Origin of the sequence: Streptococcus orisratti DSM 15617 (assembly GCF_000380105.1) — a bacterium.
In the GTDB taxonomy this organism is placed as follows: domain Bacteria; phylum Bacillota; class Bacilli; order Lactobacillales; family Streptococcaceae; genus Streptococcus; species Streptococcus orisratti.
In genome coordinates, this window is record NZ_KB904464.1 from 12,398 (window position 1) to 37,959 (window position 25,562).

Here is a 25,562-nt window from a genome sequence, read left to right on the forward strand (position 1 = left end):
TAAAAACACTTTAGTGTTGGCTTCTCCCCTCCATTAGTCTAGAAACACTTTTTTATTATACCATTTATTCATCGTCTTGTGCGACTAAATGATGTTTAAAGGCATAAACAACTGCCTGAGTCCGGTCATCAACTTCCAATTTAGACAAAATATTTGAAACATGGGTTTTAACAGTTTTCAAGGAAATGAAGAGTTCATCAGCAATAGTCTGATTGTCATAACCCTTGGCTAACAAAGCTAAAATATCTCGCTCACGTGCTGTTAAATCTTCATGCAAATCAGGTTTGGCATCGTGAGCCTTGATTTTCTTATCAACCTCAGTTTCGATTGCCAATTCACCCTTAGCTACCTTGCGAATAGCATTAAGTATTTCAGCCGCACTGGAAGTTTTCAGCATATATCCCTTGGCCCCCGCAGCAATAACAGGATAGATTTTTTCATTGTCCAGATACGAAGTTAGAACAAGGATTTTAGCCTCTGGCCAAGCCTTGAGAAGCTCTAAAGTTGCTTCAACACCATTCATCTCTGGCATGACTAAGTCCATCACAACAACATCAGGACGCAACTCAAGTGCCATGTCAATGCCAGTTCTGCCATTACTAGCCTCTCCGATAACTTCAACATCTGGTTGAAGGTTCAAAAAACTCTTCAGACCAAGACGAACCATTTCATGGTCATCAACCAAAATGATACTTGTTTTTGTCATTTTTGCTCCTCTTCTACTTCCACACCATCATCCATTTCTTTTTGAACCAACGGCAATCGGATATCCATGCTGACGCCTTTTCCAGGCTGGCTGAGTAACTTAATAGTTCCTGCCATGTCGTCCACACGGTCTTCGATATTGTTTAAACCATAACTCAAGTCATGTGTTGTATCCATGTCAAAACCACGACCGTTATCCACCATTTTTAGCTGAATCTCCGTTTCACTCTGGTTAAGGTAAACTTCTAAGCGACTAGCTTGAGCATGTTTAAGCGTATTACTTATAAATTCTTGAGCAATTCGGAAAAGATTATCTTCCATTGCTTTGGGCAATTTCCCTATGTTTTTTTGATAGACGACTTCAATATCACTCTTATCGGTCAATTCTTTAAGAATCATATCAAATCCCTCAGATAGAGTTCGATTTTCCAATTCAGTTGGGCGCAAATGCAGCAATAAAATCCGCAAATCTTTTTGAGCATTTTGCAACAGCTCCTCAACTGCTTTTAATTGCGTTTGCAATTGCTCGGTTTCTAGATGCTCCACATTCATGGAAACTCCCGACAAAATCATGGAAGAAGCGAAAAGTTCTTGACTGACCGTATCATGTAGATCTCGAGCAATACGTTTACGTTCCTGTTTAACAATTTCCTGCCCCTTCAAAATACGAGCATTTTCTGTATTTTGAAGACTGGTCGTCAGATGGCTCATTTTCTTTGAAAGACGCAGGAGGTTCAGGTTGATTTCACTGTCTTCATCAAGCTTCAGAGGTTGATTATTTAAAATTCTTCGTAGGTTTTGGTTAATGCTGCGCTTACTGTTATCGTCTAGGATAACCCACAAAAGAAGTAGCAAAATTGTAACCGCAAAAATCAGAAAAATGATTGAAAAAAGAAACTGCTCGAAAGTCCAAAAATCTGTTATCAATTTGGCAAAATCCAGACCCAGGCTATCCACAGTCACAAAGACAATGGCCAAAATGATGACACTCGAATAAAGTAGCAAGAGTCCATAATGATATTTCTTCATTGTCTTACCACCTCTACATCTCCGGCAACGGTGTTAATAACAACCTTAACAGATTTAATAGCCTTGCGATCTTCCTGTCGCCACAACTTAATTGATTCATTGCGCAAATCATAAGGTTCACAATCAAAATAAGTGACCGTTCCATAAATGGTTGACACATCCAACTTGACGGCCACATCAACTGGTACTAAGATTTTGGTTGGTCCTAAAACCTTACGGATAACGATGAGATTATCCTTTCCAGTCACAATAACATTGGTCAAATCAAAAGTATCACTGCCACTAACCCTGACAATATTGACATCATCAAAAGCATAAAAATCGCTCTCATAATTAGCAGCACCAATCCATTGATTTCGACTGGGACGTACTTCAAAATCATCTTCTCTGAAACGAATAAGAGCATAACGATTTTTCTTTTTCACCTGTGAAAAATGATTGATAACTACATAAACAACACCTAAGACAGCAGCTGCGATAATGTATGGATTAAGCATAAAGATTAAGAACAGCAGCAAAAGACTGACGGTCAGTAAAAAATTATTCCGCGTGTCCTGATTATAAAAACGCAGTGCTATCAAAATGAGAACTAAAATTAAAATAAAGCTCGATAGATCATTGGCTAAAATAGTCATCATGCCCAAAGCTAGCAAAATGCATTCAACCAATAAGAAAAATTGAAATTTTCGCATGTTCTCTCCTCATCACACACTTTCTGCCATTTTACCAAAAATATGAACGGATTTCATCTCTGCGATAGCAAAATATACGAAAGCCTGAGTAGATAGATAAAAAAGTGATTACAACTCTCAAACAGAGAATCTGTAATCACTTTTGTCCTTCTTGAAGAATGATGTCGCTTAACCAAATGCAGCCTTTCCATATGTTTTTCGTACTAGCCAGCTTAATTGCAAATACATCGAACATCTTAGTAAGTTGCACAAAATTGTGATCAAAACTTGTGATATAAGCTCTATAACATAGCTAACAAAGTAATCAAAACTAAACTGGTGGATATCAAAAGAAATTGGATGAACCATACTTAGCAAAGAACTCATATTTTCTTTACCACCTTATTTTCTGAATTCAAAACCAATAGATCTATTGGGACAAATTTAGAAAGTAAAGTGAGCCAGCTACTAAATCCTTTTCAATGACTATAGAAATATTTAGGATACTAACTAAAAATTGAACAACTGTGTGAGTCTAATCTTCAACCAATGTAATGTCTGCACCAAGTTCTCTCAATTTCTCAACGATATTAGAGTAACCTCGCAGAATAAATTCAATATTTGTAATTTCTGTAGTACCTTGCGCCATTAGACCAGCAATGACAAGTGCCGCTCCTGCACGCAAATCTGTTGCCTTAACAGGCGCCCCAGATAATTGATTTGGCCCTTGATAGACAATTCGACCACCTAAAACAGAAATGTTTGCCCCCATTCGTGCTAATTCTGGCACATGGTTGATACGTTTTTCATAGATGGTATCACTGATATTCCCTTGCCCCTGTGCCATCAACAAGAGTGGAGTAATCGGTTGCTGTAAGTCTGTTGCAAATCCAGGATATGGAGATGTCTTAACAGAAACAGCTTTCAGCTTCCCTTGCTCTTCAACGAAGACTGCATCTTCTTCAACTGTCATACGAACACCCATTTCCTCTAACTTGGAAATGTAAGACTCTAAATGTTCATAAAGAACATTAGTCACACGAATCCCTTTTCCGATAGCAGCCGCCATAGCGATATAAGTTCCCGCTTCAATACGATCCGGAATGACTTGGTGACGTGTTCCATGAAGTTTTTCTACACCTTCAATCGTAATCACATTGGTTCCTGCTCCACGAATATGCGCCCCCATGTTATTAAGCAGTGTCGCAACATCAATAATTTCTGGTTCACGCGCAGCATTTTCAATGATGGTACGCCCCTTCGCCTTTGTAGCAGCAATCATGGTATTGATTGTTGCCCCAACGCTGACCGTATCCATGTAGATGTGTGCCCCATGTAAAGGTTGCCCAGCCGTTGCGATACGCATCATTTCACCCTCGTAAGAGATAGTTGCTCCCATTGCTTCAAAGGCTTTAAGGTGAAGATCAATTGGTCGTGGACCTAAATCACAGCCTCCTGGCAGGCCAACAACTGCTTGTCCGAAACGACCAAGTAAACTACCATAAAAGTAATAAGAAGCACGAAGACTGTTGATTTTACCATAAGGCATAGGCATATCTTTAACACCGCGAGGATCGATTTCAAGTGTCTCCCCATCACGTTTGATACTTGCTCCCATAGTTGCCATAATGTCAATTAAGCTGTCCACATCTGATATAGCAGGGACACCATCCAAAACAACGAGATCATCCGCTAAGATGATGGCAGGAATGAGGGCCACAACACTATTTTTAGCCCCTGAAACAGCAACTTCACCGGTCAGAGGCTTGCCACCATTAATGATAATTTTTCGCATACTTTCAAAACTTTCTTATTACTAGAATTCAACCTTATTATTTTACCATATCTCAAGTTTTTTGACAAATATCAGAGACAAGGCTACTTTGTAAACAACATCAACAAAAAACTCTCTGCTGGCAATTACGATTTCAGCAGAGAGTTAAATTTTATCGTGTTGAACTTGATTCTGTTTCAGTTGATGAACTCTCACTACTACTTGATGAGGTCTCAGTCGAGGATTCCTGTGATGTTGAAGTCGAAGATGACTCAGAACTTGATTCCTCGGTCGAACTCGATTCTGTTGTTGTAGCGTATAGATAGAGAATAATGTTACTCGTATCTGTGACATCTATCTCTGTCCCATAATAAGGTGTTTGTGCAGATACCAATACCGAACTTTCTGGTTCATGTACTTCAATGTATCCACTCGCTGATGAGGTGCTTGGTACATAAGCCTTAATACGTGAAGACTTAATTCCTAGAGCTGTCAATGTATTTACAGCTTCAGCATAGGTTAGATTTGTCACTAGTGGCATCGTCACTGAACCAGCAACAGCTACCGTAAAGCTAATCGTAGCATTTTCAGGATCAACTGTTGCTTTAGCTTCTGGGCTTTGGCTAATAATTGTACCAGCCTCGTAATCAGTTGTTGATACCTCTTCAACTGTGATGTTATCTTCTGATACACCATAGGTCTTGGTCAACTCTTGGATAGCATTTTCATAATTTTTGCCTACATAATTTGGCATTGTAAAGCCCGATGTTCCTGTAGAAACGTATATATCAATTTTTGAACCTTCACGTTTCTTCGTACCAGCTGTCGGATTCGTCTTGATAACATGATTTTTTTCAATCTGATCACTTGCAGTTTCGTGAACTTCGCCAACCTTTAAGCCTGCACTCTCAATCTTAGTTTTAGCCACTTCAAGACTAGCATTCGTCACATCAGGAACACTAACAGTAGTTGGATTATTTAAGATAAGATAGGTAAATATAGCCACACCTAACAAAAACAAGGCTACAAAGACCTTTGTAAAGGTGTTAAAATAGTTATGTTTTCGAGCCTGTTTGTCTTTTTGAGACTGCTCCGTCTCTATTTTGTTAGCTGGTGTAGGAGGGATTTGCCTTTCTTTCTTTTCCTTTTGCTTCTCCAATAATTGTTCTGTTGATTGGGAAGGTTTGGCAAGAGCAGCCTTAGGTAAGGGCTTAGTGTTCTCAGTGTCTTGAAAAACTAATTTGGGTTCACGACTACGATTATAACTCAACGCCGTCATCAAATCACGACTCATTTCAAAAGTTGACGCATAACGATCGCTAAGTTTTTTCGCAGTTGCCTTAATCACAACATTTTCTAAAGCCTGTGGAACGTTCTTATTTTCAGCGATAATGGATGGTAGAGGTTTTTGAAAATGTTGCAGTGCAATTGTCACTGCTGAGTCGCCATCATAAGGAATATGACCTGTCAGCATTTCAAAAAGCATAATCCCCATAGCATAGATATCACTCTGAACAGTTGCTTTAGAGCCACGCGCCTGTTCTGGAGAGAGATAATGAACTGAGCCAAGCATAGAATTTGTCTGAGTAAGACTGGTTTCTGCAAAGGCAACTGCAATACCAAAATCCGTAACCTTGACAGTGCCTGTCTTCGTTAAGAGGATGTTTTGTGGTTTCAAATCTCGGTGGACAATCCCCTTTTGGTGGGCAAGTGTCATAGCCGATAAGACTTCTTCCATAATGCGAACAACTTCTGTATTTGATAAAGGTGCACGATCATGGATATACTTTTTTAGGTCAGCGCCGTCAACATATTCCATCACAAGGAACTGCTGCCCGTCTTCTTCTCCAATATCTCGGATTGCAACAATATTAGGATGATTTAGTTCTGCCATCGCTCTCGCTTCCCTCTGAAAGCGAGCCACAGCAATCTGATCTGTCTGATAATTTGTCCTAAGAACCTTAATAGCAACTTCTTCGTTGTCCAAAATCAGATCATTAGCCAGATAAACATCCGCCATACCGCCACGTCCGATAGATTTGAGGATCCGATAACGACCAGCAAATAATTTGCCAATCTGAATCATTAAAAGTCCTCACTTTCGACATGAACAAGGGCAACTGTAATATTGTCAAGCCCTCCGCGATTGTTAGCTAAGTTAACAAGTTCCCGACTCTTCTCATCTGGAGTCCCAGGCCCAATCAGAGTCCCAACGATTTCTGAATTACTAATCATATTGGTTAAACCATCGCTATTAGCAACGAGATAATCACCTTTTTCCAATTCTTGATAGCCTAAATCAGGTTGAACAGGCTGGGCTTGTCCAATTGACTGTGTGATGATATTCTTCTGAGGATGACTAGCCGCTTCTTCCTCTGTCAATTGACCAGCTTTAACCAGTTCATTCACCAAGGAATGATCGCTCGTCAAGAGAGTGTAATGACCATCGCGGACAAGACCAATACGAGAGTCCCCAATATGAGCAAATACAGCTGTTTGACCAACAAGTGCGATAGCTTCGACCGTTGTTCCCATTCCTTTGTATTCTTCTGTTTGACCTAAATCGTAGATATGTTTATTTTCAGATTCAAGAGTCACTAAAAACCAATCGCGAATTTGTTCTGGCTCGGTAAAATCCGTATTAACCCAGGCACGCCCCAAGTCTGTAACCGTCATTTCGCTAGCAATATTACCCGCTCGATGACCACCCATACCATCCGCCAGTACAATAAGCGTAATGCCTTGTTTATTATCAAATCGATTAATAAAATCCTGATTATTTGAGCGTCGTTGCCCAATATCTGTAACAAGTGAAATTTTCATATTCTTTCCTCTGACTGTGTCAGTTTCCTCCTTGATTTTACAAGATGCGTTTGACTTGTCCAATAAAGAAACCATCTGTTTGGTACTGCTCAGGTGAGATGGCAATACAGCCATTTTTGACAATACTTTCTTCTGGATGACTCAGTTTTACTTGTTCAAAATTAGGATGGGTTTCCAAAAATTTTTCAATAACTTGGAAATTTTCCTCATCAAAAATTGTACAAGTGCTATAGGTTATTATACCACCTTTACGCAAGGTTTGGCAAACGCTATCAAGAATTTGCAATTGGATTTCTTGCAAAGTTGAAAAATCTTGATTATTTTTATTGTATTTAATATCTGGCTTACGGCGGATCAAGCCTATCCCAGAACAAGGTGCATCCACCAAAATTTTATCAAAACTATCTGATTCAAAATTTTCATGAACTGTGCTGGCATCAAGTTTTTGGGTGCTAATCTTATCCGCCACATGCAGGCGGCGAGCATTCTCCTCAATCAGCTCCAATTTGTGCTCATACAAATCAAGGGCGGTAATATGACCACTAGTCAAGTAAGAAGCCATATGCACAGTCTTACCACCCGGCGCCGCACAAGCATCTAAAATTTGCTCATCTCCCTTAATTGCAAGAGTTGGAGCAACTAGCTGACTGGATTCGTCCTGAATAGTAATTTCTCCATCAGTAAAATATGCTGACGCTGCAAACTGACCCGATGACTTAACCAAGCCAACCGGTGACAACTGAGAAGGGATTGCTCCTGTTGCCGCAGCAATTTCTTCTATCTTTTCAGGATGCGTTACGCGAATACTAGCCTTATTGCGAACATAAAGACTAGCCAGAATAGCAATCGCTCGGTCCTCACCATATTGCTCGCTGAGCTTTTTCACTAGCCAGACAGGCACTGAGTAAAGAACTGACAGCCGCTTATTCTTTCTTTTGATGCTTGACGGATCTGGTAGAGGCTCCTTGGAAGCACGGCGAAGCACTGCATTAACAAGTTTTTCGGCGCCTTGCTTGTTACCACGATTTTTGGCAATAGCGACAGCATCATTGACCACTGCATGAGCAGGAATTTTATCCAGGTAGAGCAACTGATAAAAACTGACCATGAGCAGGTAATAAACCCATGGCTCTAGCTTGTCACGGTCAGCGATATAGTGAGCCAGATACCATTCCAGTGTAATTTTGCGTGCTACAGTTCCATAGACCAATTCAGTCACTAATGCCTTATCCTTTGAGGACATGGCAGAGCTTTTTAACACATGGTTGAGGGCAATGTTAGTGTAAGCAGCCTTGTCAAAGACATTCTCCAATACAAGCAATGCTGTGCCACGTGCCGTTTTCTTCCAATTATTTGCCAAGGACGTCACCTACTTCAAGCGTACGGCCAACACCGTTTAAGAAATCTGTGATACCCATTCTTGGCTTACCGGCAGGCTGAACCGTTTTGAGAGCGATAGCACCGTCATTTGTTGCCACGACAAGCATTTTCTTAGTTTTCTTGATGATTTCACCTGGTTGCCCATGTCCTTCTACTAACTCTGTCTCATAAATTTTAAAACGTTCACCATTTAAGAGCGTATGTGCGACAGGCCAAGGATACATTCCGCGTACTTGATTGAAGACATCACGTGCTGACTTAGCCCAGTCAATGCGTTCTTCTTCTGGTGTGATATTTGGAGAAAAAGTGGCTTGGCTTTCATCTTGTGGCTGCGGTTTTAACTCCCCAATGATATAAGAAGGCAAGGTTTCAAGTAAGAGGTCCCGACCAACTACAGCTAGTTTTTCAAACATCGTACCAACATTGTCTTCATCTGTAATTGGAATCGAGGTCTTTGCTACCATATCGCCAGCGTCCATTTTTTGTACCATTTCCATGATAGTCACGCCAGCTTCCTTTTCACCATTGATAATGGCGTAATGAATGGGAGCTCCACCGCGATACTTGGGCAAAAGCGAAGCATGAACATTGACCGCAAATTTCACAGAATTAATAAGTTTCATTGGTAAAAATTGACCAAAAGCTGCTGTTACAATACCATCTGCTCCAAGCCCAATCAATTCCTCCATTTCCTGCGAACCAGATAATTTCTCGGGTTGGTAAACTGGCAGATTATTGGCTAAAGCGACCTCTTTAACTGGCGTCATCTTGATAACTTTCTTCCGACCAACAGCACGATCGGGCTGAGTGACTACCGCCACTATCTCGTAACGCTTATCAGCTAGCAGACCTTTGAGAACTGTTGCTGAAAAATCAGGAGTTCCCATAAAAATCAATTTTGTCATAACTATTTCTATTTTTCCTTTCAAGACAGTTTTTCTGCCCGTTTCCATCCGATAGTCTTCTAGCCTAATTTTAGGACAAGGGTGTGAACCACAAGGTTTTCAAAATTACCAAAAAGTTAAACTAAAAGAATGTACTACTGTTAGTATAACACAGCTCTTGAATTTCTGACCTTCAAGAGACCTTGTGCTCACATAAAACTCTGCGGCTCATGGTCAATAAACAGGCGTAATTCCCTGTTTTCTGACAACTGCGTCCAATCTAAAATCTGATTGAGTACTTTTTCTAAACGATCCTCAAAGCGATATTTGACAATAATTTGATAATGATACAAGTTGTGTGTCCGCGCTACAGGCTTTGGTGTTGGCCCTAAAATTTTGATTTTATCAGACAACTGGCTACGTAGCACTTGTAAGACCTCAAAAGATTTGCGAACAACAGTCTGTTCATCCTTATGTGACAAGGTCAAACCAACCGTAAAATAATAAGGGGGATAACCAAGTTGCCTACGAATCCCCATCTCATAAGCATAAAATGCTTCATAATCCTGTTGTTGCGCCAATTGAATGGCATAATGTTGGGGATTATAGGTCTGAATAAGCACTTCTCCCTCTTTTTCAGCCCGACCTGCGCGACCTGCAACCTGGGTGAGAAGTTGAAAAGTTCTCTCTGAGGCTCTAAAATCAGGAAGATTAAGAGAAGTATCCGCATTCAAAACACCAACTAGAGTAACATTAGGAAAGTCCAGACCTTTGGCAATCATCTGGGTTCCTAGTAAAATGTCAGCCTCATAAGCACCGAATTTGTCCAAAATTTTCTGATGAGCCCCCTTCTGACGGGTCGTATCCACATCCATACGTAGAATTCGCGCCTCAGGAAGAACTTCTTGTAACTCATCATAAGCCTTCTGCGTTCCCGTACCGTAGTAGCGAATGCTCCGACTCTGACAATTGGGACAAGTGCGGGGAATTGGCTTTTCAAAACCACAATAATGACAATTCATGGTCTTAGTGTCCATATGCAAGGTCAATGAAATATCACAATTAGGACAATCATCCACATAACCACAATCACGGCACATGATAAAACTGGAGTAGCCACGACGATTGAGCATCAGAACTACTTGTTCTTGCCTTGCCAAACGTTCACGAATCTTATCAAGTAAAACAGGTGTAAAATTACTTACCTCCTGCTTACCAACAAAATCTCTAAAATCTATGATCTCGACTTTTGGAATACGTGCCTTTGGATTTGCCCTTTGACTCAATTGCAAGAAATTATAAACGCCACGACTTGCTCGTGCTCGACTTTCAATAGCTGGAGTTGCAGATCCTAACAAGAGTACTGCATTATGGTAGTTAGCTCTCAGAGCCGCTACGTCACGGGCGTGGTAGCGTGGGTTAGACTCTTGCTTATAAGTCGCCTCATGTTCCTCATCAATGATGATAGCACCTATATTTTCTAAGGGACTGAAAATAGCAGAGCGAGCACCTACAACGACACGGGCTTTCCCAGATTTAATTTTACGCCACTCATCAAATTTCTCACCATCTGACAAGCCTGAGTGCATAATTGCAACCTGCTTTCCAAAACGCGAAATAAAACGATTCGTCATTTGCGGTGTCAATGAAATTTCAGGAACCAAAACGATGGCCGTTTTCCCCATCTTTAAGACTCTGTCAATAATATGTAAGTAAACCTCCGTCTTTCCAGAACCCGTAATTCCTTCAAGTAAGAAAGGTTTAGATTTCTGACCAATTTGACTCGTCACCCTTTCCACCACAGCTGACTGTTCTTCATTCAAACTTAAAAAGGCTGTCGTTTCAACTTCAAAATAATCTTCCGATCGGCTGACTTCTCTTTCAGTGATGATTAGCAATTCATTATCAATAAAAAACTTAACCACTTCTCGTGAAAAAAGCTGGTACAAATCAGATAACTTTCCATCTTCTTGATGGTTCAGCAAATAGTCACGCAGGGCTAAACGCTTCTTAGCACGTGTAGTAATTTCTGACACAGACAGTGCGGATAAGTTCGGGCGATACCATTTCTCCGTCTTGACGTTTTTTTTGTCCTTGGCCAAATAGTCAACAGTAATCTTACCAGTCTGTACCAACCGTCCCAACTGACGTTGCTGCTCTGTAGTCAGGTTAGAAAAGAGTTGACGTTCCTTACCGCCAAAAATAGTCTGATATTCCTGCTCCGTTAGCTTCTTGGTAGGCAACAACAACTTATCATATTGAGAATTGAGAAGGCTTGGAATCATGGATTTGAGGATGGAAATCTTATAAGAGAATACTGTGTGACGTAGCTGCTCTGCTAACAATAATTGTTCTTCATTCAAAACCGGTTCAAAATCCAGAACTCCAACGACCTCTTTGAGATCAGCGCTAGCATTTTCCAAAACCTCAGAAAACCCAACCACAAAACCTTGTAAAAGACGATTGACACGTCCAAATGGAACGTGAACACGCGACCCTAGAGAAATCTGATCAACTAAATCATCAGGCACAATATAAGAAAAAGGCTTATCTGTCTGCATAAGTGGCACATCGACGATAATTTGGGCAATTATTGGCATAGTTCTCCTTTCATATTCGATTAAAAACAAAACAAGCTAAGAATCCTCAGCTTGTTTTTATGTGAAAACGTCGGCAGCTAGCTGAGCAACCATCTGTATTTTACAGACTGTGACAGCCCAATAAGGCTAATAAGAGAAATTCTATCGAGTAAAATCATTTTGAAATTACCCTTTGCGATTAGATTTTTTCGCCCTCCTCTTCTTTTTCCTTGGCGATTTGTTCTTTAATCTTTCGTTCTTCCTCTTCCTTAGCACGACGCTCTGCTTCAATACGGGCAGCGACAGCCGCACGTTTAACATCTGGGGCAGGGTGAATCGTTACATTTCCAGACTCAATTTCTTCAAGAGCACGAAGGGTTGATTTCACAGATTTAAACTCCTGGGTTGGCTCAGCACCAGCTTCCAATTCATGGGCACGTTTGGCTTGAAGAATACAAAGGGAATACTTTGAAGGCACTTTATCTAACAAGGTGTCAATAGAAGGTTTTAACATCATAACATTTATCTCTTTTCTAACTAGTTTAAATATCCTTAATCATGTCGTTGTAGCGACCAATGACACGATCTACACGAAAATGCTCCGCTTCAATAATGCGTTTAACACGCTCAGCCGCTAGTGAAACCTCATCATTAACCACGGCATAATCATATTCTCGCATAAGAGCAATTTCTTCTTTGGCACGTTCAATACGTTGAGCGATAATTTCTTCGCTATCAGTGCCTCGTCCCACAAGTCGGTCTTTCAATTCGTCCAAATCTGGTGGTGTTAAGAAAATGAAAACTCCATCTGGAACCTTTTGCTTCACTTGAAGGGCCCCTTGAACTTCGATTTCAAGAAAAACATCAATCCCTTTATCTAAAGTTTCATTAACATAGGTCAATGGAGTACCGTAGTAGTTACCAACATACTCAGCATACTCTAGCATCTGCCCCGCTTTAATTAATTCTTCAAATTCCTCACGCGTACGGAAAAAATAATCAACCCCATCAACTTCACCTGGGCGTTGGGGACGTGTTGTCATTGAAACCGAATATTCAAATTTATGGTCAGGCGTTGAAAAAATTTCTTGTCGAACCGTCCCCTTGCCCACACCAGATGGACCAGAAAAGACGATTAACAACCCGCGTTCAGACATGTTTCTCTCCTTATCATGCAGAAAAAGGTCAAATCAGACCTCAATTAAGTTTCTCCTTCCTAGTTTAGCAGAAAGAGTACTTTTTTTCAAGGTATTTATCAGAAAGAAGTCCATTCCCCGCTGGCACTTCGTTACACAAAGTTTTAAGTAAGATTCTAACTTTCAACTCCCTTGAAATGTATTTTTGGAAAATGAAAAGAGGTTGAAGAAATCTCAACCTCTTTCTTAATTCAATATACCTATTTAGCATAATCAATAGCACGCATTTCACGGATAACAGTGACTTTAATATTACCTGGATAATCAAGATTATTTTCAATTTTCTCACGAACCTTATGCGCTAAAACAGTTACTTGATCGTCTGAAACCTTATTTGGTTGAACCATAATGCGGATTTCACGACCAGCTTGAAGAGCATATGCTTGTTGAATCCCCTCAAAGCTTGTAGCGATTTCTTCCAAATCACGTAAACGTTTGATGTAGTTTTCCATTGATTCATTACGAGCGCCTGGGCGAGCTGAACTGAGGGCGTCGGCTGCCGCAACTAGAACAGCGATAACACTTTCAGGCTCAACATCACCATGGTGACTGGCAATGGTATTAACAACGACTGGGTGTTCTTTGTACTTACGAGCAAATTCAGTCCCAATTTCAACGTGACTACCTTCTACCTCACGGTCAATAGCTTTGCCCATGTCATGCAAGAAACCAGCTCGGCGAGCAAGATCAACATTTTCACCAAGTTCACCAGCTAAAATACCAGCTAGCTTACCGACTTCCACTGAGTGGCGCAGCACATTTTGACCATAAGAGGTACGGAATTGAAGACGTCCCATAATCTTGATAAGATCTGGGTGAAGATTAGGTGCTCCAATTTCAAAGGCAGCAGCTTCACCATACTCACGAATACGGTTATCCATCTCAAGACGATTTTTCTCAACTAACTCTTCAATACGAGCTGGATGGATACGACCATCTGAAATTAAGGCTTCTAAAGTCATTCGAGCAATCTCACGACGGATAGGGTCGAAACCAGAAAGTACAACAACCTCTGGTGTATCATCAATAATGACATCAATCCCTGTTAAGCTTTCAAGAGTACGAATATTACGACCTTCACGACCAATAATACGTCCCTTCATGCTATCATCTGGCAGCTGAACTGTAGTTATGGTTTGTTCAGTCACATACTCACCAGCCATACGCTGCATAGCCTGTGCCAGAATATTCTTTGCAGTCTTGTCAGACTTATCCTTGATTTCACGTTCTGCTTCTTTGATACGAGTTGCGATTTCATGCGTTAGCTTATTTTCAACGTCCGTCAAAATCACTTCACGTGCTTCAGCAATGGTCATCATTGCTACTTTTTCAAGTTCTACTTGTTTTTGCTCTTCTAATTCTGCAATATTTGCTTCGCGCTCATTAATATGTTTAGATCTATCGGTCAGACTTTGTTCTTTACTGTCCAGCGTTTTTTCCTTGCTGGCCAGATTTTCGTCCTTTCGGTCAAGAGAAGACGCTCGTTCAGTCAAACGAGTTTCCATCTGTTTGAGCTCTTGTCTTTCAGACTTAAATTCTTTTTCAATCTCTTCACGATATTTTCTAGCTTCTTCCTTTGCTTCCAATAGCAATTCCTTGCGATATGCTTTGGTTTCACGCTCTGCCGATTGTCTGATATGGTTGGCTTCCAATTCAGCCTTGCCACGCAGATTAACAGCATCTTGTTCAGCGTTCAAAAGAGTCAGCTCTGCAGCCTCTTTCGCAGACTTGAGTCTAACCGAAATTAGTGCATAACCTAGTATCAAACCAATGAGGGCAAAGACGATTGCTAATATAACATTCAACATGTCTCTACCTCAATATAATTTTTAGATTTCCTAATAGAAAGCCATCTTTTAGTCTATCATAAAAAACCATTTTTCACAATTCAAAATTGTAAAGCGTTTTAATGAAATTTATGGTATGATGGTGTCAGAAAATAATTTATCTTGCAACTGCAAATAAGTAAAAAACTGAAAGGAAATCACATATGTCAAAGGATGTTATCGTTGAAAGTTTTGAATTAGACCACACAGCTGTTAAAGCCCCTTATGTTCGTCTGATCTCTGAGGAATTTGGTCCTGTCGGTGACAGCATCACCAATTTTGATGTGCGTCTTGTGCAACCAAATGAAGACGCCATCCCAACCGCTGGCCTTCACACCATTGAACATTTGTTAGCTAAACTTATTCGTGAACGCATAGATGGTATGATAGACTGCTCTCCATTTGGCTGTCGAACAGGTTTTCACCTCATCATGTGGGGCAAACACAGTAGTACCGAGATCGCCAAAGTCATCAAATCAAGTCTCGAAGAGATTGCTAACGTAACATCTTGGAAAGATGTTCCCGGTACCACTATCGAATCCTGTGGTAATTATAAAGATCACAGTCTTTTCTCAGCTAAAGAATGGGCCAAACTCATCTTGGAACGTGGGATTTCTGATGATCCATTTGAACGAAATGTGATGTAGGCCCTCATCAGAATTAAGGACAATTCAAGGAGGCAAGAATCAATGGATACAGCCTTAGAACTCAAAATTGGTTTGGACAAGGGACAAGCATTTTCTGACAGTCAGATTATGGATAAACTTCTTCATTCTGAACTTGTAGCTAAGCTTACCTCATACCTACCCGAAAAACCACTTGCATTGGTGTGGCGACTGATTTGTATCAGTGAAATTCCATATAGCAACAGGTTAAAATATACTCAAGATCTGATTGACAGGGTATATGAAAAATTTGCGACACCATTTGGTTTTTCTTTGAGTGGAGATGAGAAACATTTCCTTCCTTGTTACAATGCGATGATGATTTCTGCCTTATGTCGCTTGAACAGGGCTACCGACCGACAGGTACGAAATGCAGTTGAGTGGATTAATGCAAATCAGCCTATGCAAAGAGGACAAAAAGTTGAACTCCCAAACTTTAATTTTGACCGATATGGTGGATGTTTCAAGCAGACTCCTTGTTACATCGGTTTAGCAAAATCAGTTTTTGCCTTGCAAGACTTTAAAGAACAAACAGGCGAAACAAAGTACGACCAACAGTTGATAAAAGGAACAGCCTATATTCTTGAACATCATTTTTTCAAGCGTTTAAGCACAGGCAAGCCTATAACGAAACATATTACCGACATCTCTTTCCCCGAAACCTACCACTTAAATACGGTTGAATTATTGCGATTTGCTAACAAGACAAACATGATGCAGGATGAAAGGACAAAGGAGCTGATTGCATATATAAAGAATAAAAGAACCAAAGACGGAAAATGGAAGAATAACTTTAAGTATAAAGCTGACGGTTATCTTGCGTTTGACAAAGATAAAAAAGAGAGTCAATGGACAACGCATATCATTGAACAAAATTTGTTGTAATACGTTGTGATACTAGGATAGAATGAGCTTTTTCCTAAAGAATTCGATTTTCCACAGAGAATAGATCATGATAATACCGCCATCAAACAACAGTAAAGTGATTCCCCTTTTTTCCAATCATCATTCTCTGGTAGTAGTTAGTGTTAAAAGAGACTGGATAAAATCTCAACTCATCTCAATATTTGGAGACAATTTGCAATAAAAAACGCATAAAATCAAGTTATCAAAAACATTGATTTTATGCGTTTTTACTATTCCAAAAATGTTGCCCAGTCTGGTTCTTTTAATAGTCTAGAGCATCTGCACGACCAGGTGCATTCCCTACGAAGTACCCAGTCTTACAGTTGATAGAGAATAGGTAAGTACCATCTGACTTAAACATATTGTAATAACCATTTCCATTGATAATATTGACTTTTTCTAAGATGAAGTCATTTCCAGTGAAATAGCCACGCGCTTGGGAAGTTGCAATGATTTTTTCAAGCACACCATCTGCAAATGTCCAAGCCGAATTTGATGTATCAGCAATCGCTGACTCATCATACGGTACACGACTCTTTTGCCGTTGCAAAATAGCAGGATCATAGTTCGTAATACCAAAACTTGTTGCACCTGAAACTGTAGGAGTCGTTGTTTCTTGTGGGGCAGCTTGCGTATTATCCGTAGCGGGGGCAGATACCGTCTCCGCTGGTGCTGAAGTTGCAGCATTTTCTGTTGCTTTCGCCAGCTGATCACGTCCATCAGAAATAACGGATTGTAAAAGTGTATCCAGACTAGCATTTCCTGTATTTAAGGTATCGCTGGACAGACTATCAAAGTTGGCATCTGATTTTACCGTCGCCGAAACCTTAGAGCCATCCACAATAGCATCCGATCGGAAAAGACCATTTACTGCTTGAATTGCTGAGATTTGCTTGCTGAGGCTATCATATTTAGACTTCAACTTGTCATAATACTCAGTTCCTTCTAATTTCTTTAATGCTGCTTCAAGTTTAGATAAATTAGCAAATTCACTGTTTTTCAATTTTGTCTGTTCATCGTCAGTAAAGAAACTTGCGTACAAATCCTCAAAAAGTGCCTTATTGGCCTTAGCTGTTTTATCTGTACTTGTTGACTGCGTTGACTGAGTGGTCGAATAAGACGCTTCCGTTTGTGAGCTTTTTCCGTTCAGTAGGTTCATGGCATAGGCAATACCAAAAATTGCCACAATCAAAGCTACCAAGCTACCAATAACGATACCTTTTCGTTTGTAAAACGGCTGTGCTGCTTCATCATCCTTATCTAAAGTAATAGAATCAACAGAAAGCCTATTTACCTCAGCTTCTTTCGGAGTATCTACAAAATCCGTAGGCTTTTCCTCAGGAATAACAGGTTCTTCAAAAATAACTGTCTTGGTCAAATCTGGCTCAGCAGATTCTTTAATTTCTTCAGACATCTCAGCTTCTTTGATAGGCTCGAAGAAACCCGTCTTTTCAAGTTCCTCACGTTGCTTCCTGATAAAATCATCTAAACTACCAGTATCTAATTGTTCGAAATCAGACAACTTAGTTTCGAATTTCCGTGAGACTACTTCCTCACGGTGCTGTTTAATGTATTTATCTAAAACATTATCATTTTCAGTGATGCCTGCCTTGAGTTCCTTATCCTTACGAACAGCTTCTCCGACAGTCATATTCTGAGCCTTTTCAAAATCAAGACTCGGTGACTCTTGCTCAGAATCTGAAATTTTCTTATCTTCCGACACGTTTTCTACCTCTCTAATCTAGATTTCTTTTCACACGTTCACCGTAAAATTGGTATAAATCAACTTTTAGAGTACCATTATACAATTTACGTTTTTTAGCAGCTTTAGAACCATATTTGCTTTCAAAATTTTCATCGCTGGTTAGGATAAATTTGCTCCAAGTTTTAAGGGGAGCAAAAGTCTGTCCCATCTCATTATACAACACATCAACGGCCTTGTCATCCAACAGTCGCTCACCATACGGCGGGTTTGACACAATAACCCCGTTGATTTTATCGGTTTTGAGGTCTTGAAGACGCATTTGTTTCAATTTGATAACATCTCCAAGACCAGCCTCATCCGCATTTTTCTTGGCAATTTCTATCATACGAGCATCAATATCACATCCCATAATATCAAGTTCTATGTCATAATTAGCCTTAGCATCAGCCTCATCACGTACTCTTTGAACCAAATCCTTATCAACCCAAGGCCATGCTTCAAAAGCAAAGTCTCTATTAAAACCCGGAGCAATATTCATGCCAATCATGGCCGCTTCAATGCAAAAAGTACCCGAACCACAAGTTGGGTCAATCAACGGCTTATCCGGAAACCAATTGGATAATTCAATGATGGCTGCTGCCATATTTTCTTTAATCGGAGCCCCACCTTTTTCAACACGATAGCCACGCTTGAAGAGACTGGAACCCGTAGTATCAATCATTATCGTTGCCTTGTCCTTAAGGAGTGATACTTCAATTTTAAACTCCGCACCATTTTCCTGAAGAGGAACACCCTCTGGGCGGTGATAAATCTTCTGCAGTTTTTTGACAACAGCTTTTTTTGTGATTGCTTGAACAGAAGGCTCATTGTGAAGCTTTGATTTGACACACTTAGCTTTAGAAATTGGAAATTTAGCTCCTAAAGGCAGATAGTTTTCCCAATCCAATGCAAAAACACCCTGAAAAAGTTCTTCAAAGCTACGAGCAGAAAATTCACCCACTACAATCTTGATTCGATCCGCCGCTCGAAGCCAAAGATTGGTCATAGCAATGCTTTCCACACCACCTTTAAAACGTATTTTACCGTTATCAACTTGACACTCAATTCCTAAATTTCGTATTTCTTTGCCTACAACCGCTTCTATACCTGATGCTGCAGTTGCCACTAAATTAAATTCTTTTTTCATACATTTCCTTACTCTACAAATTATTCCTCTACATTATAGCATACGTGCACCAAATTTCATGGGGAGAGACAAGAAAAAGAGCTAAAATTATCTAGCTCTTAAACCTATATGCAATTTTCTATAAGCCATGTTTTGTTCCAGAGATGACTAGGTACCATCTCCTTCGATAATCATCTGTCTACTGTTTCCAGTCAGGATAGACCGTTCACTTCCAGCTATCCCATGCCCCTACCAAAGTTTGGGTTGCTAGCTTGAGGGGTTTACCGCGTTCCATTTTTTACGTTTCCATAAAAACTACGTCACTGTGGCACTTTCAGAGTTATTCTGACATATCTTACGACTTAGCCATTTTACTCGCCGTAGGGCAGAAAAGACTACCCCCCTAGGCTTATTTTTTCGCCTAGCACAAACACTACCGGCATCGCAGCCAGTGCTAGCATGGACTTTCCTCATAGTATTTGAATACTACGCGATTATCCAAAAATTGCACGTTTTTAACATCATTCTACAATCTGTTTGCCAAAAACTTCTTTTTCAAGTCGGCTAATTCGTTTTAAAATATCAATATTTGTCGCAGACTGTGCAACCCTACTTGATTCTGAAGCCACTTGACTTCCTGTGTAAACAGGTTGTGGAACAACCTTAGGTTTAACCGCCAATTGCTGTTTTAAATTCTCATTTTCAGCACGTAGTTCCTGAATTTGGCTAATGTAGTTTTCGTAATCTTTGATAATATCGTCCAAAAACTCATCAACTTCTTTGCGGTCATAACCGCGCATACTGGTCTTAAATTCTTGCTCAAAAATGTCCTTAGGACTAAAAATAATACTTGCCATTCTTACTTCTCCCAATCGTTCGATACTATTTCTTACCTTTGAAATGACTTAAACATATCATTAATTATATTACAGAATTTCTTAATAAAAGGCAAGTATTTTACTTTGAATTTTATGATTATTTCTTTAACTCAACCCCTCAATAAAGTCATTAAGTTTATCAAAAGTCAGATAATTTATTGGATAATTTTTTTTATCGCTCATTTTTTGTAATAAATATTTTAAGTTCGTTTCATTTTCAGAATCATAAAAAATATAGGCTCCATCTGTATTATCAACTATAAACTGGTTATATTGTCTAAATTGATGTGGAGCTTCATAAGTTGGATAGGAATATTTTACAAAATCTACGGTCTTAAATTTTGCTAACTTTACTTGATTGGCCTCACTCCATTGACTTCCTTGATTTTCAAAAGGAAATATGGTTGCAATTTGAAAATCATAATCTTTTTGTAAATCTAGCGCGACTTCTAGCGTCCAGTACTCGAAACCAAGATTTCCCATAAAAATCAGCCAGTCCACTCCTTCCTCAAAGTATCTTACGAGTTCTTTTTTTATTACTTGCTTGATAATTTTCAGGCGCTCATCATTATCTTGGAAAATCCCCACTTCAAAACTTTTGTAACCTGTTACAAGAATTGCAGTCATAATTTGTTACCCTTTCAGAAAATATGGTATAATAATAATGCTTAAATTGCATTAAGCCTAGAAGTTAGGAGAACTATGGTTAACTATCCCCATCATCTTATTAGAAAACCAGAACAACCTTCTTCAAAGTCAAAATCAGTCAATTTTGCCAATCGCGGTATGTCATTTGAGACAGCCATCAATGCTACTAACGACTACTATCTCTCACGACATCTGGCAGTTGTTCACAAAAAACCAACACCTATCCAGATTGTAAAAGTCGACTATCCTAGGCGTAGCCGTGCGAAGATTGTAGAAGCCTATTTTAGACAAGCCTCTACAACTGACTACTCTGGTGTTTATAAAGGACACTATCTTGACTTTGAAGCTAAGGAAACACGACAAAAATCATCCATGCCAATGAAAAACTTCCATGCCCATCAAATCAAGCATATGGAAAATGTTATTGAGCAAAATGGTATTTGTTTTGTCTTACTTCACTTTTCAACACTTAAGGAAACTTATTTTCTCCCTGCCGATGCTTTGGTAGCATTTTATCAAATTGATCAAGGGACAAAATCAATGCCTCTTGATTATATCAAAAAAAATGGCTATATGGTGACAAACGGTCGTTTGCCTCAAGTTCCTTATCTTGATATTATTGACAAAATTTTTTTAGGCGGTGATTAAAATTAAAAAAGAAACTCTTCTTAAGGTCTTAAAGTATCTCCTTATTACCGGAGTTAGCCTTGCTATCATTGTTGCACTATTAGGTGGTGGGCTATTTGCTTACTACGTTAGTAGTGCACCAAAATTATCCGAAAAAGAACTCAAATCAACCAATTCTAGTTTGATTTATGATGTCAACAACAACTTAATTGCCGATCTTGGTTCTGAAAAACGTGAAAATGTTTCGGCAGATAATATCCCTTTAAATTTGGTTAATGCCATTACTTCTATTGAAGACAAGCGTTTCTTCAAACACCGAGGTGTTGATATTTATCGTATTCTTGGTGCAGCTTTCAACAATATATTTAGAGGAAGTACCCAAGGGGGATCTACGTTAGACCAGCAATTGATTAAATTAGCTTACTTCTCCACAAGTGCTGCTGACCAAAATTTCAAGCGTAAAGCACAAGAAGCATGGTTAGCTCTACAACTAGAGCGTAAATATACCAAGCAGGAAATTTTAACCTTTTACATCAATAAGGTCTTTATGGGAAATGGTAACTACGGTATGCTTACCGCCGCTAAGTCCTACTTTGGTAAGGATTTAAAAGACCTCTCTATTGCTCAGTTGGCTCTTTTGGCCGGCATTCCTCAAGCTCCAAGCCAATATGACCCTTATACTAATCCAGAAGCAGCTCAAAGTCGTCGTGATACTGTTCTTAGCGAAATGCTTGAAGATAAAAACATTACCAAAAAAGAATATGATGTTGCTATCGCTACTCCAGTTACCGACGGTCTGCAGCCATTGACTTCCTCCTCTAGTTTCGAACCTTATCTTGACAACTATATCAAGCAAGTTATTGAACAGATTAATTCAAAAACAGGGCAAGACATTTATTCGGCTGGATTGAAAGTATATACAAACGTCAACCCAGAAATCCAGCAGTATCTCTGGAATATTTATAACACAGATTACTACGTTTCTTACCCAGATACTGATTTACAAGTTGCTTCAACTGTTATTGATGTCAATACCGGTAAGGTCGTCGCTCAACTAGGTGCAAGAAATCAAGACACATCTGTTTCCCTTGGAACTAACCAAGCAGTACTAACCGACCGAGATTGGGGTTCAACAATGAAACCAATCACTGACTATGCGCCAGCTATTGAAAAAGGTATCTATAAGAGTACTGCTGCTACAACCAATGACAATAAATACTATTGGCCTGGAACCTCTACACAGATTTACAACTGGGACCGTCAATATTATGGAACGATGACTATTCAACAAGCGGTTATGCAATCTCGTAACGTTCCCGCAGTAAAAGCCCTTGAAGCAGTCGGACTTAACGAAGCTAAATCTTTCTTGAGTGGACTAGGAATCAATTATCCTGAACTCTATTATTCAAATGCCATTTCAAGTTCAACTAGTGATAGCAGCCAAGAATATGGTGCTAGTAGCGAAAAAATGGCTGCTGCTTACGCTGCTTTTGCTAATGGCGGTGTCTATTACGAACCACAGTACGTGAATAAAATAGAATTCAGCGATGGTACGACACAGACTTTCGAATCTACTGGGAAGCGTGCTATGAAAGAAACTACTGCTTACATGATGACTACAATGCTCAAAACCGTTCTTACCTATGGTACGGGGACAGAAGCCTATGTTTCAGGTATGTATCAAGCAGGGAAAACTGGAACCTCAAACTATTCAGATGATGAATTGGCTCAAATTGAAGCAGCAACAGGTCTCTACAATAGTTCAGTAGGAACAATGGCCCCAGACGAGTTGTTTGTTGGTTATACAAATCAATATGCTATGGCTGTTTGGACTGGTTATAAGAATCGTTCAACCCCAATTTATGGTAGCGGACTTGACGTTGCAGCAAATGTTTACAAGGCAATGCAACTCCACTTAAATGAGACTTTTGGAAGCGGAAGTACTGATTTTACCGCTCCAAGTGGAGTTTATCTCAGTGGAAATTATGCCTACTTAAGCGGTTCAAATCCTTACACTTACTCATCAAGTTCTAGCTCTGTCTATAGTAACATCTATGGCAATAGCTCAAGTTCACAAGATACTAGCGAAACATCTGACCAATCCTCTAGCAATTCAACCAATGAGTCATCCTCAAATGAGGACAACTCATTTTCTGACTCTTCTGTTGGATCAGAAACACAGACAGATAACGCTACCAATTCTCAAGAGTAACTAAAACTTGTGCTCAACCGAGTCGTTTAAGTTATTCATCAAATACTTATTAACTGTAATGGTCGTCAATGAATCATTAAATAATTATTACAATACAAGAACGGGAATCCCACTGCTATTCGTAAGATTCCCGTTTTTTTTTATTATATGACATAAGCGGTGTTGTTAATAATACACCATCTTAGATTTCAAAAGTAACAATGCTTTCCAGTAAAATTAACCAATTTGTTATAGATAAAGAATTGGTTTCTATAATAAAACAAGCCTTTTATACTATTTATTTGCTAGGGCACCCATTGGATCCCAGGGAGCGAGAACTGTTGGGGTTGCTTCATAGGCAGAGAGTTCATCAGCAGTAAGAAATTCTTTACGAACAACGATTTGATAGGTAAATTCGTCCATCCAAGTGTCAGAAGCAACAAAATAGCCTTTTTGACCAACTTTATCTCCCCATGAATTTTCGACTTTCCATTTGACAGCTTTGCCATTGTCATCTAAATCAACACCTGTCAAAACCATAGCATGAGTCATAAGAGACTCACTATAATCAAGTCGTCCTGCCTTATCTTGACTAAGTTCAATATCCATAGCTGAACTAAAATCATAAGTGTTTGTGGCAAGAATACCTTTTTGGCGGTCTGACAGTTGGCCAACATCTGAACCAAACCAAACTGTTTCACCAGCCTGCATCTGAGCAATTGCCAATTCCTTAAAACGTGCCATCGGCAAGTTGATATAACGCACATCACGACTTCCAACCACATTGCCTAGCATCTCAACAGTGTAAGATTTTCCAAAAGGTTTGTCAGCCGTTGGAGCATTGATAACAGAAACATAATCAGATAGTTTTAGACCAACATATTTCTCATAAAAAGCTTGTGGCGTCAGTTGTTTTTCAACGTGGTAATTGTTTTCCTTATCACGATAGGCAAAATCAAAATGACGTGGCGGCAAGCCTAAGTTCATGGCTAAATAGTTGAAAATCTCCTGTAGGAGGACTTCTTTTTTAGCCTGAATTTGCTGCTTATCTGCACCAACTGAGATAGATTCACGTAAAATTTGAGCATCTTGACGCAATAATTTATTGAGATATTGATTCATCTCACGACTTGCACTTGATGAGATAGATTCTGGGTAGATAGTCTTGGGTACTACACCATATTTTTCAAAGAGAGCTACAACCATGTCCCATTGACCACCATCTTGCTGTGGTGTGTCCAAAAGAAATTTTACCTTACGACTGCCTAATTCTTGGTCCGCTGTCGCAATGATTTGTTCTAAAAACCAATTTGATTTTTCATATTTATCCCAAAAGAAGGTATGCGCCTGAGACAGTTCAAAATTTTCCAATTGGAAGTCAGAAATGAGTTTGTGACGAAAGGTATTGAGTGCAGCGAACATCCAACAACGCCCAGAAGCTTTCTGGTTAGCTACCTCATCTTTTGTCAAATCAATAGAAAAGACGTGATCATTTTCAACTTCACTTTGACGAGTCTCCAAGGACTTCAGTAAGCCATTATGAGTGATTGCATTTTCAAGTGCACGAAATTTAGCATTTGCTTCATATTCGGCAAATAATTTATCAGTAAATGTCTGTGATAATTCTGACATATTTTTCCTCCACGTAAAATTTTATCCGCTTACTATTATAACGCTTAAAATTGTTTATACAAGTATTTTCTAAAAATATAGTTAATTGAAATAGGGATAGGACAAAAGAGCCTCAAGAAAAGTATCGCAATTTGGCAATGCTTTTCTGAGGTGTTTTTTGATATGAGCCCATGTTTTCTCAATAGGATTATACTCAGGTGAGTATGGAGGAAGTGGTAAAAGTTTATGCCCATACTCTTCACATAAGCGCTCTAGCCTACTCATTCTATGGAATCTTG

General features: G+C 39.5%; 22 protein-coding genes and 1 other RNA gene. 4 read left to right on the forward strand and 19 right to left on the reverse strand.

The window, feature by feature from the left end:
- Window positions 1-64: 64 nt before the first annotated feature.
- From A3I7_RS0105175 to A3I7_RS0105230, 12 genes are all read right to left on the reverse strand, one after another.
- Window positions 65-706 carry a response regulator transcription factor gene (locus A3I7_RS0105175; protein WP_018375719.1) on the reverse strand — a complete coding sequence of 214 codons (642 nt, stop codon included), beginning with the start codon at window positions 704-706 and terminating at the stop codon, window positions 65-67.
- Window positions 703-1,734 carry an envelope stress sensor histidine kinase LiaS gene (locus A3I7_RS0105180; RefSeq protein ID WP_018375720.1) on the reverse strand — a complete coding sequence of 344 codons (1,032 nt, stop codon included), beginning with the start codon at window positions 1,732-1,734 and terminating at the stop codon, window positions 703-705. The genes A3I7_RS0105175 and A3I7_RS0105180 overlap by 4 nt, the downstream gene beginning before the upstream one ends.
- Window positions 1,731-2,426 (reverse strand): cell wall-active antibiotics response protein LiaF, encoded by a 696-nt coding sequence (liaF, locus tag A3I7_RS0105185; RefSeq protein ID WP_018375721.1) that lies wholly within the window; start codon window positions 2,424-2,426, stop codon window positions 1,731-1,733. Before liaF ends, A3I7_RS0105180 begins: the two co-directional genes overlap by 4 nt.
- A gap of 514 nt (window positions 2,427-2,940) precedes the next feature.
- Window positions 2,941-4,200 carry a UDP-N-acetylglucosamine 1-carboxyvinyltransferase gene (locus tag A3I7_RS0105190; RefSeq protein ID WP_018375722.1) on the reverse strand — a complete coding sequence of 420 codons (1,260 nt, stop codon included), beginning with the start codon at window positions 4,198-4,200 and terminating at the stop codon, window positions 2,941-2,943.
- A 151-nt stretch (window positions 4,201-4,351) separates the two neighbouring features.
- Window positions 4,352-6,265: a Stk1 family PASTA domain-containing Ser/Thr kinase gene (gene pknB / locus A3I7_RS0105195; protein WP_018375723.1), complete on the reverse strand. Its 1,914-nt coding sequence runs from the start codon at window positions 6,263-6,265 to the stop codon at window positions 4,352-4,354.
- Window positions 6,265-7,002, reverse strand: coding sequence for a Stp1/IreP family PP2C-type Ser/Thr phosphatase (locus tag A3I7_RS0105200; protein WP_018375724.1), 738 nt, complete (start codon window positions 7,000-7,002; stop codon window positions 6,265-6,267). The genes pknB and A3I7_RS0105200 overlap by 1 nt, the downstream gene beginning before the upstream one ends.
- A 37-nt stretch (window positions 7,003-7,039) precedes the next feature.
- A complete protein-coding gene (rsmB, locus tag A3I7_RS0105205; protein ID WP_018375725.1) occupies window positions 7,040-8,362 on the reverse strand; it encodes a 16S rRNA (cytosine(967)-C(5))-methyltransferase RsmB in 1,323 nt (440 codons plus the stop codon).
- On the reverse strand, window positions 8,352-9,287 hold the full coding sequence (gene fmt, locus A3I7_RS0105210; RefSeq protein WP_026217139.1) for a methionyl-tRNA formyltransferase: 936 nt from the start codon (window positions 9,285-9,287) through the stop codon (window positions 8,352-8,354). The genes rsmB and fmt overlap by 11 nt, the downstream gene beginning before the upstream one ends.
- A 188-nt stretch (window positions 9,288-9,475) precedes the next feature.
- On the reverse strand, window positions 9,476-11,866 hold the full coding sequence (locus tag A3I7_RS0105215) for a primosomal protein N' (RefSeq protein ID WP_018375727.1): 2,391 nt from the start codon (window positions 11,864-11,866) through the stop codon (window positions 9,476-9,478).
- A gap of 178 nt (window positions 11,867-12,044) precedes the next feature.
- A complete protein-coding gene (gene rpoZ / locus A3I7_RS0105220; RefSeq protein ID WP_018375728.1) occupies window positions 12,045-12,362 on the reverse strand; it encodes a DNA-directed RNA polymerase subunit omega in 318 nt (105 codons plus the stop codon).
- A gap of 25 nt (window positions 12,363-12,387) precedes the next feature.
- Window positions 12,388-13,002: a guanylate kinase gene (gene gmk / locus A3I7_RS0105225; RefSeq protein WP_018375729.1), complete on the reverse strand. Its 615-nt coding sequence runs from the start codon at window positions 13,000-13,002 to the stop codon at window positions 12,388-12,390.
- 239 nt (window positions 13,003-13,241) lie between these two features.
- Window positions 13,242-14,849, reverse strand: a complete 1,608-nt coding sequence (locus tag A3I7_RS0105230; protein WP_018375730.1) for a ribonuclease Y — start codon at window positions 14,847-14,849, stop codon at window positions 13,242-13,244.
- A 182-nt stretch (window positions 14,850-15,031) separates the two neighbouring features.
- Between A3I7_RS0105230 and A3I7_RS0105235 the strand changes: the two genes are divergently transcribed.
- The gene (locus A3I7_RS0105235) at window positions 15,032-15,514 is read left to right on the forward strand and encodes an S-ribosylhomocysteine lyase (protein ID WP_018375731.1); all 483 of its coding nucleotides are present in this window, start codon (window positions 15,032-15,034) and stop codon (window positions 15,512-15,514) included.
- 42 nt (window positions 15,515-15,556) lie between these two features.
- Window positions 15,557-16,417, forward strand: coding sequence for a hypothetical protein (locus tag A3I7_RS0105240; protein WP_018375732.1), 861 nt, complete (start codon window positions 15,557-15,559; stop codon window positions 16,415-16,417).
- Window positions 16,418-16,700: 283 nt separating this feature from the next.
- Here A3I7_RS0105240 and A3I7_RS0105245 read toward each other — a convergent pair whose 3' ends face one another.
- The 5 genes from A3I7_RS0105245 to A3I7_RS0105260 all read right to left on the reverse strand — a co-directional run bounded on the left by A3I7_RS0105245 (window position 16,701) and on the right by A3I7_RS0105260 (window position 20,816).
- Window positions 16,701-18,161: a cell division site-positioning protein MapZ family protein gene (locus A3I7_RS0105245; protein ID WP_018375733.1), complete on the reverse strand. Its 1,461-nt coding sequence runs from the start codon at window positions 18,159-18,161 to the stop codon at window positions 16,701-16,703.
- Between the two features lie 13 nt (window positions 18,162-18,174).
- Window positions 18,175-19,329 carry a THUMP domain-containing class I SAM-dependent RNA methyltransferase gene (locus A3I7_RS0105250; RefSeq protein WP_018375734.1) on the reverse strand — a complete coding sequence of 385 codons (1,155 nt, stop codon included), beginning with the start codon at window positions 19,327-19,329 and terminating at the stop codon, window positions 18,175-18,177.
- Between the two features lie 116 nt (window positions 19,330-19,445).
- An RNA gene (rnpB, locus tag A3I7_RS13615) (RNase P RNA component class B) lies at window positions 19,446-19,814 on the reverse strand.
- Between the two features lie 15 nt (window positions 19,815-19,829).
- Window positions 19,830-20,165, reverse strand: a complete 336-nt coding sequence (gpsB, locus tag A3I7_RS0105255; RefSeq protein ID WP_018375735.1) for a cell division regulator GpsB — start codon at window positions 20,163-20,165, stop codon at window positions 19,830-19,832.
- 126 nt (window positions 20,166-20,291) lie between these two features.
- The gene (locus A3I7_RS0105260) at window positions 20,292-20,816 is read right to left on the reverse strand and encodes an SLOG family protein (protein ID WP_026217140.1); all 525 of its coding nucleotides are present in this window, start codon (window positions 20,814-20,816) and stop codon (window positions 20,292-20,294) included.
- A 72-nt stretch (window positions 20,817-20,888) separates the two neighbouring features.
- Between A3I7_RS0105260 and recU the strand changes: the two genes are divergently transcribed.
- Both recU and pbp1a read left to right on the forward strand, forming a co-directional pair.
- The gene (gene recU / locus A3I7_RS0105265; protein ID WP_018375737.1) at window positions 20,889-21,482 is read left to right on the forward strand and encodes a Holliday junction resolvase RecU; all 594 of its coding nucleotides are present in this window, start codon (window positions 20,889-20,891) and stop codon (window positions 21,480-21,482) included.
- A complete protein-coding gene (pbp1a, locus tag A3I7_RS0105270; RefSeq protein ID WP_018375738.1) occupies window positions 21,475-23,673 on the forward strand; it encodes a penicillin-binding protein PBP1A in 2,199 nt (732 codons plus the stop codon). Before recU ends, pbp1a begins: the two co-directional genes overlap by 8 nt.
- Before the next feature lie 273 nt (window positions 23,674-23,946).
- Here pbp1a and pepC read toward each other — a convergent pair whose 3' ends face one another.
- Complete coding sequence (gene pepC / locus A3I7_RS0105275; RefSeq protein WP_018375739.1) at window positions 23,947-25,284, reverse strand: aminopeptidase C; 1,338 nt, start codon at window positions 25,282-25,284, stop codon at window positions 23,947-23,949.
- Window positions 25,285-25,365: 81 nt separating this feature from the next.
- On the reverse strand, window positions 25,366-25,562 hold a 197-nt coding region (locus A3I7_RS13620; RefSeq protein WP_211207759.1), incomplete at its 5' end, for a transposase.

Coding starts and splice junctions, on each gene's coding strand:
- A3I7_RS0105175 (WP_018375719.1), bottom strand. CDS start 706: ATGACAAAAACAAGTATCATTTTGGTTGATGACCATGAAATGGTTCGT.
- A3I7_RS0105180 (WP_018375720.1), bottom strand. CDS start 1,734: ATGAAGAAATATCATTATGGACTCTTGCTACTTTATTCGAGTGTCATC.
- liaF (WP_018375721.1), bottom strand. CDS start 2,426: ATGCGAAAATTTCAATTTTTCTTATTGGTTGAATGCATTTTGCTAGCT.
- A3I7_RS0105190 (WP_018375722.1), bottom strand. CDS start 4,200: ATGCGAAAAATTATCATTAATGGTGGCAAGCCTCTGACCGGTGAAGTT.
- pknB (WP_018375723.1), bottom strand. CDS start 6,265: ATGATTCAGATTGGCAAATTATTTGCTGGTCGTTATCGGATCCTCAAA.
- A3I7_RS0105200 (WP_018375724.1), bottom strand. CDS start 7,002: ATGAAAATTTCACTTGTTACAGATATTGGGCAACGACGCTCAAATAAT.
- fmt (WP_026217139.1), bottom strand. CDS start 9,287: ATGACAAAATTGATTTTTATGGGAACTCCTGATTTTTCAGCAACAGTT.
- A3I7_RS0105215 (WP_018375727.1), bottom strand. CDS start 11,866: ATGCCAATAATTGCCCAAATTATCGTCGATGTGCCACTTATGCAGACA.
- rpoZ (WP_018375728.1), bottom strand. CDS start 12,362: ATGATGTTAAAACCTTCTATTGACACCTTGTTAGATAAAGTGCCTTCA.
- gmk (WP_018375729.1), bottom strand. CDS start 13,002: ATGTCTGAACGCGGGTTGTTAATCGTCTTTTCTGGTCCATCTGGTGTG.
- A3I7_RS0105230 (WP_018375730.1), bottom strand. CDS start 14,849: ATGTTGAATGTTATATTAGCAATCGTCTTTGCCCTCATTGGTTTGATA.
- A3I7_RS0105235 (WP_018375731.1), top strand. CDS start 15,032: ATGTCAAAGGATGTTATCGTTGAAAGTTTTGAATTAGACCACACAGCT.
- A3I7_RS0105240 (WP_018375732.1), top strand. CDS start 15,557: ATGGATACAGCCTTAGAACTCAAAATTGGTTTGGACAAGGGACAAGCA.
- A3I7_RS0105250 (WP_018375734.1), bottom strand. CDS start 19,329: ATGAAAAAAGAATTTAATTTAGTGGCAACTGCAGCATCAGGTATAGAA.
- gpsB (WP_018375735.1), bottom strand. CDS start 20,165: ATGGCAAGTATTATTTTTAGTCCTAAGGACATTTTTGAGCAAGAATTT.
- recU (WP_018375737.1), top strand. CDS start 20,889: ATGGTTAACTATCCCCATCATCTTATTAGAAAACCAGAACAACCTTCT.
- pepC (WP_018375739.1), bottom strand. CDS start 25,284: ATGTCAGAATTATCACAGACATTTACTGATAAATTATTTGCCGAATAT.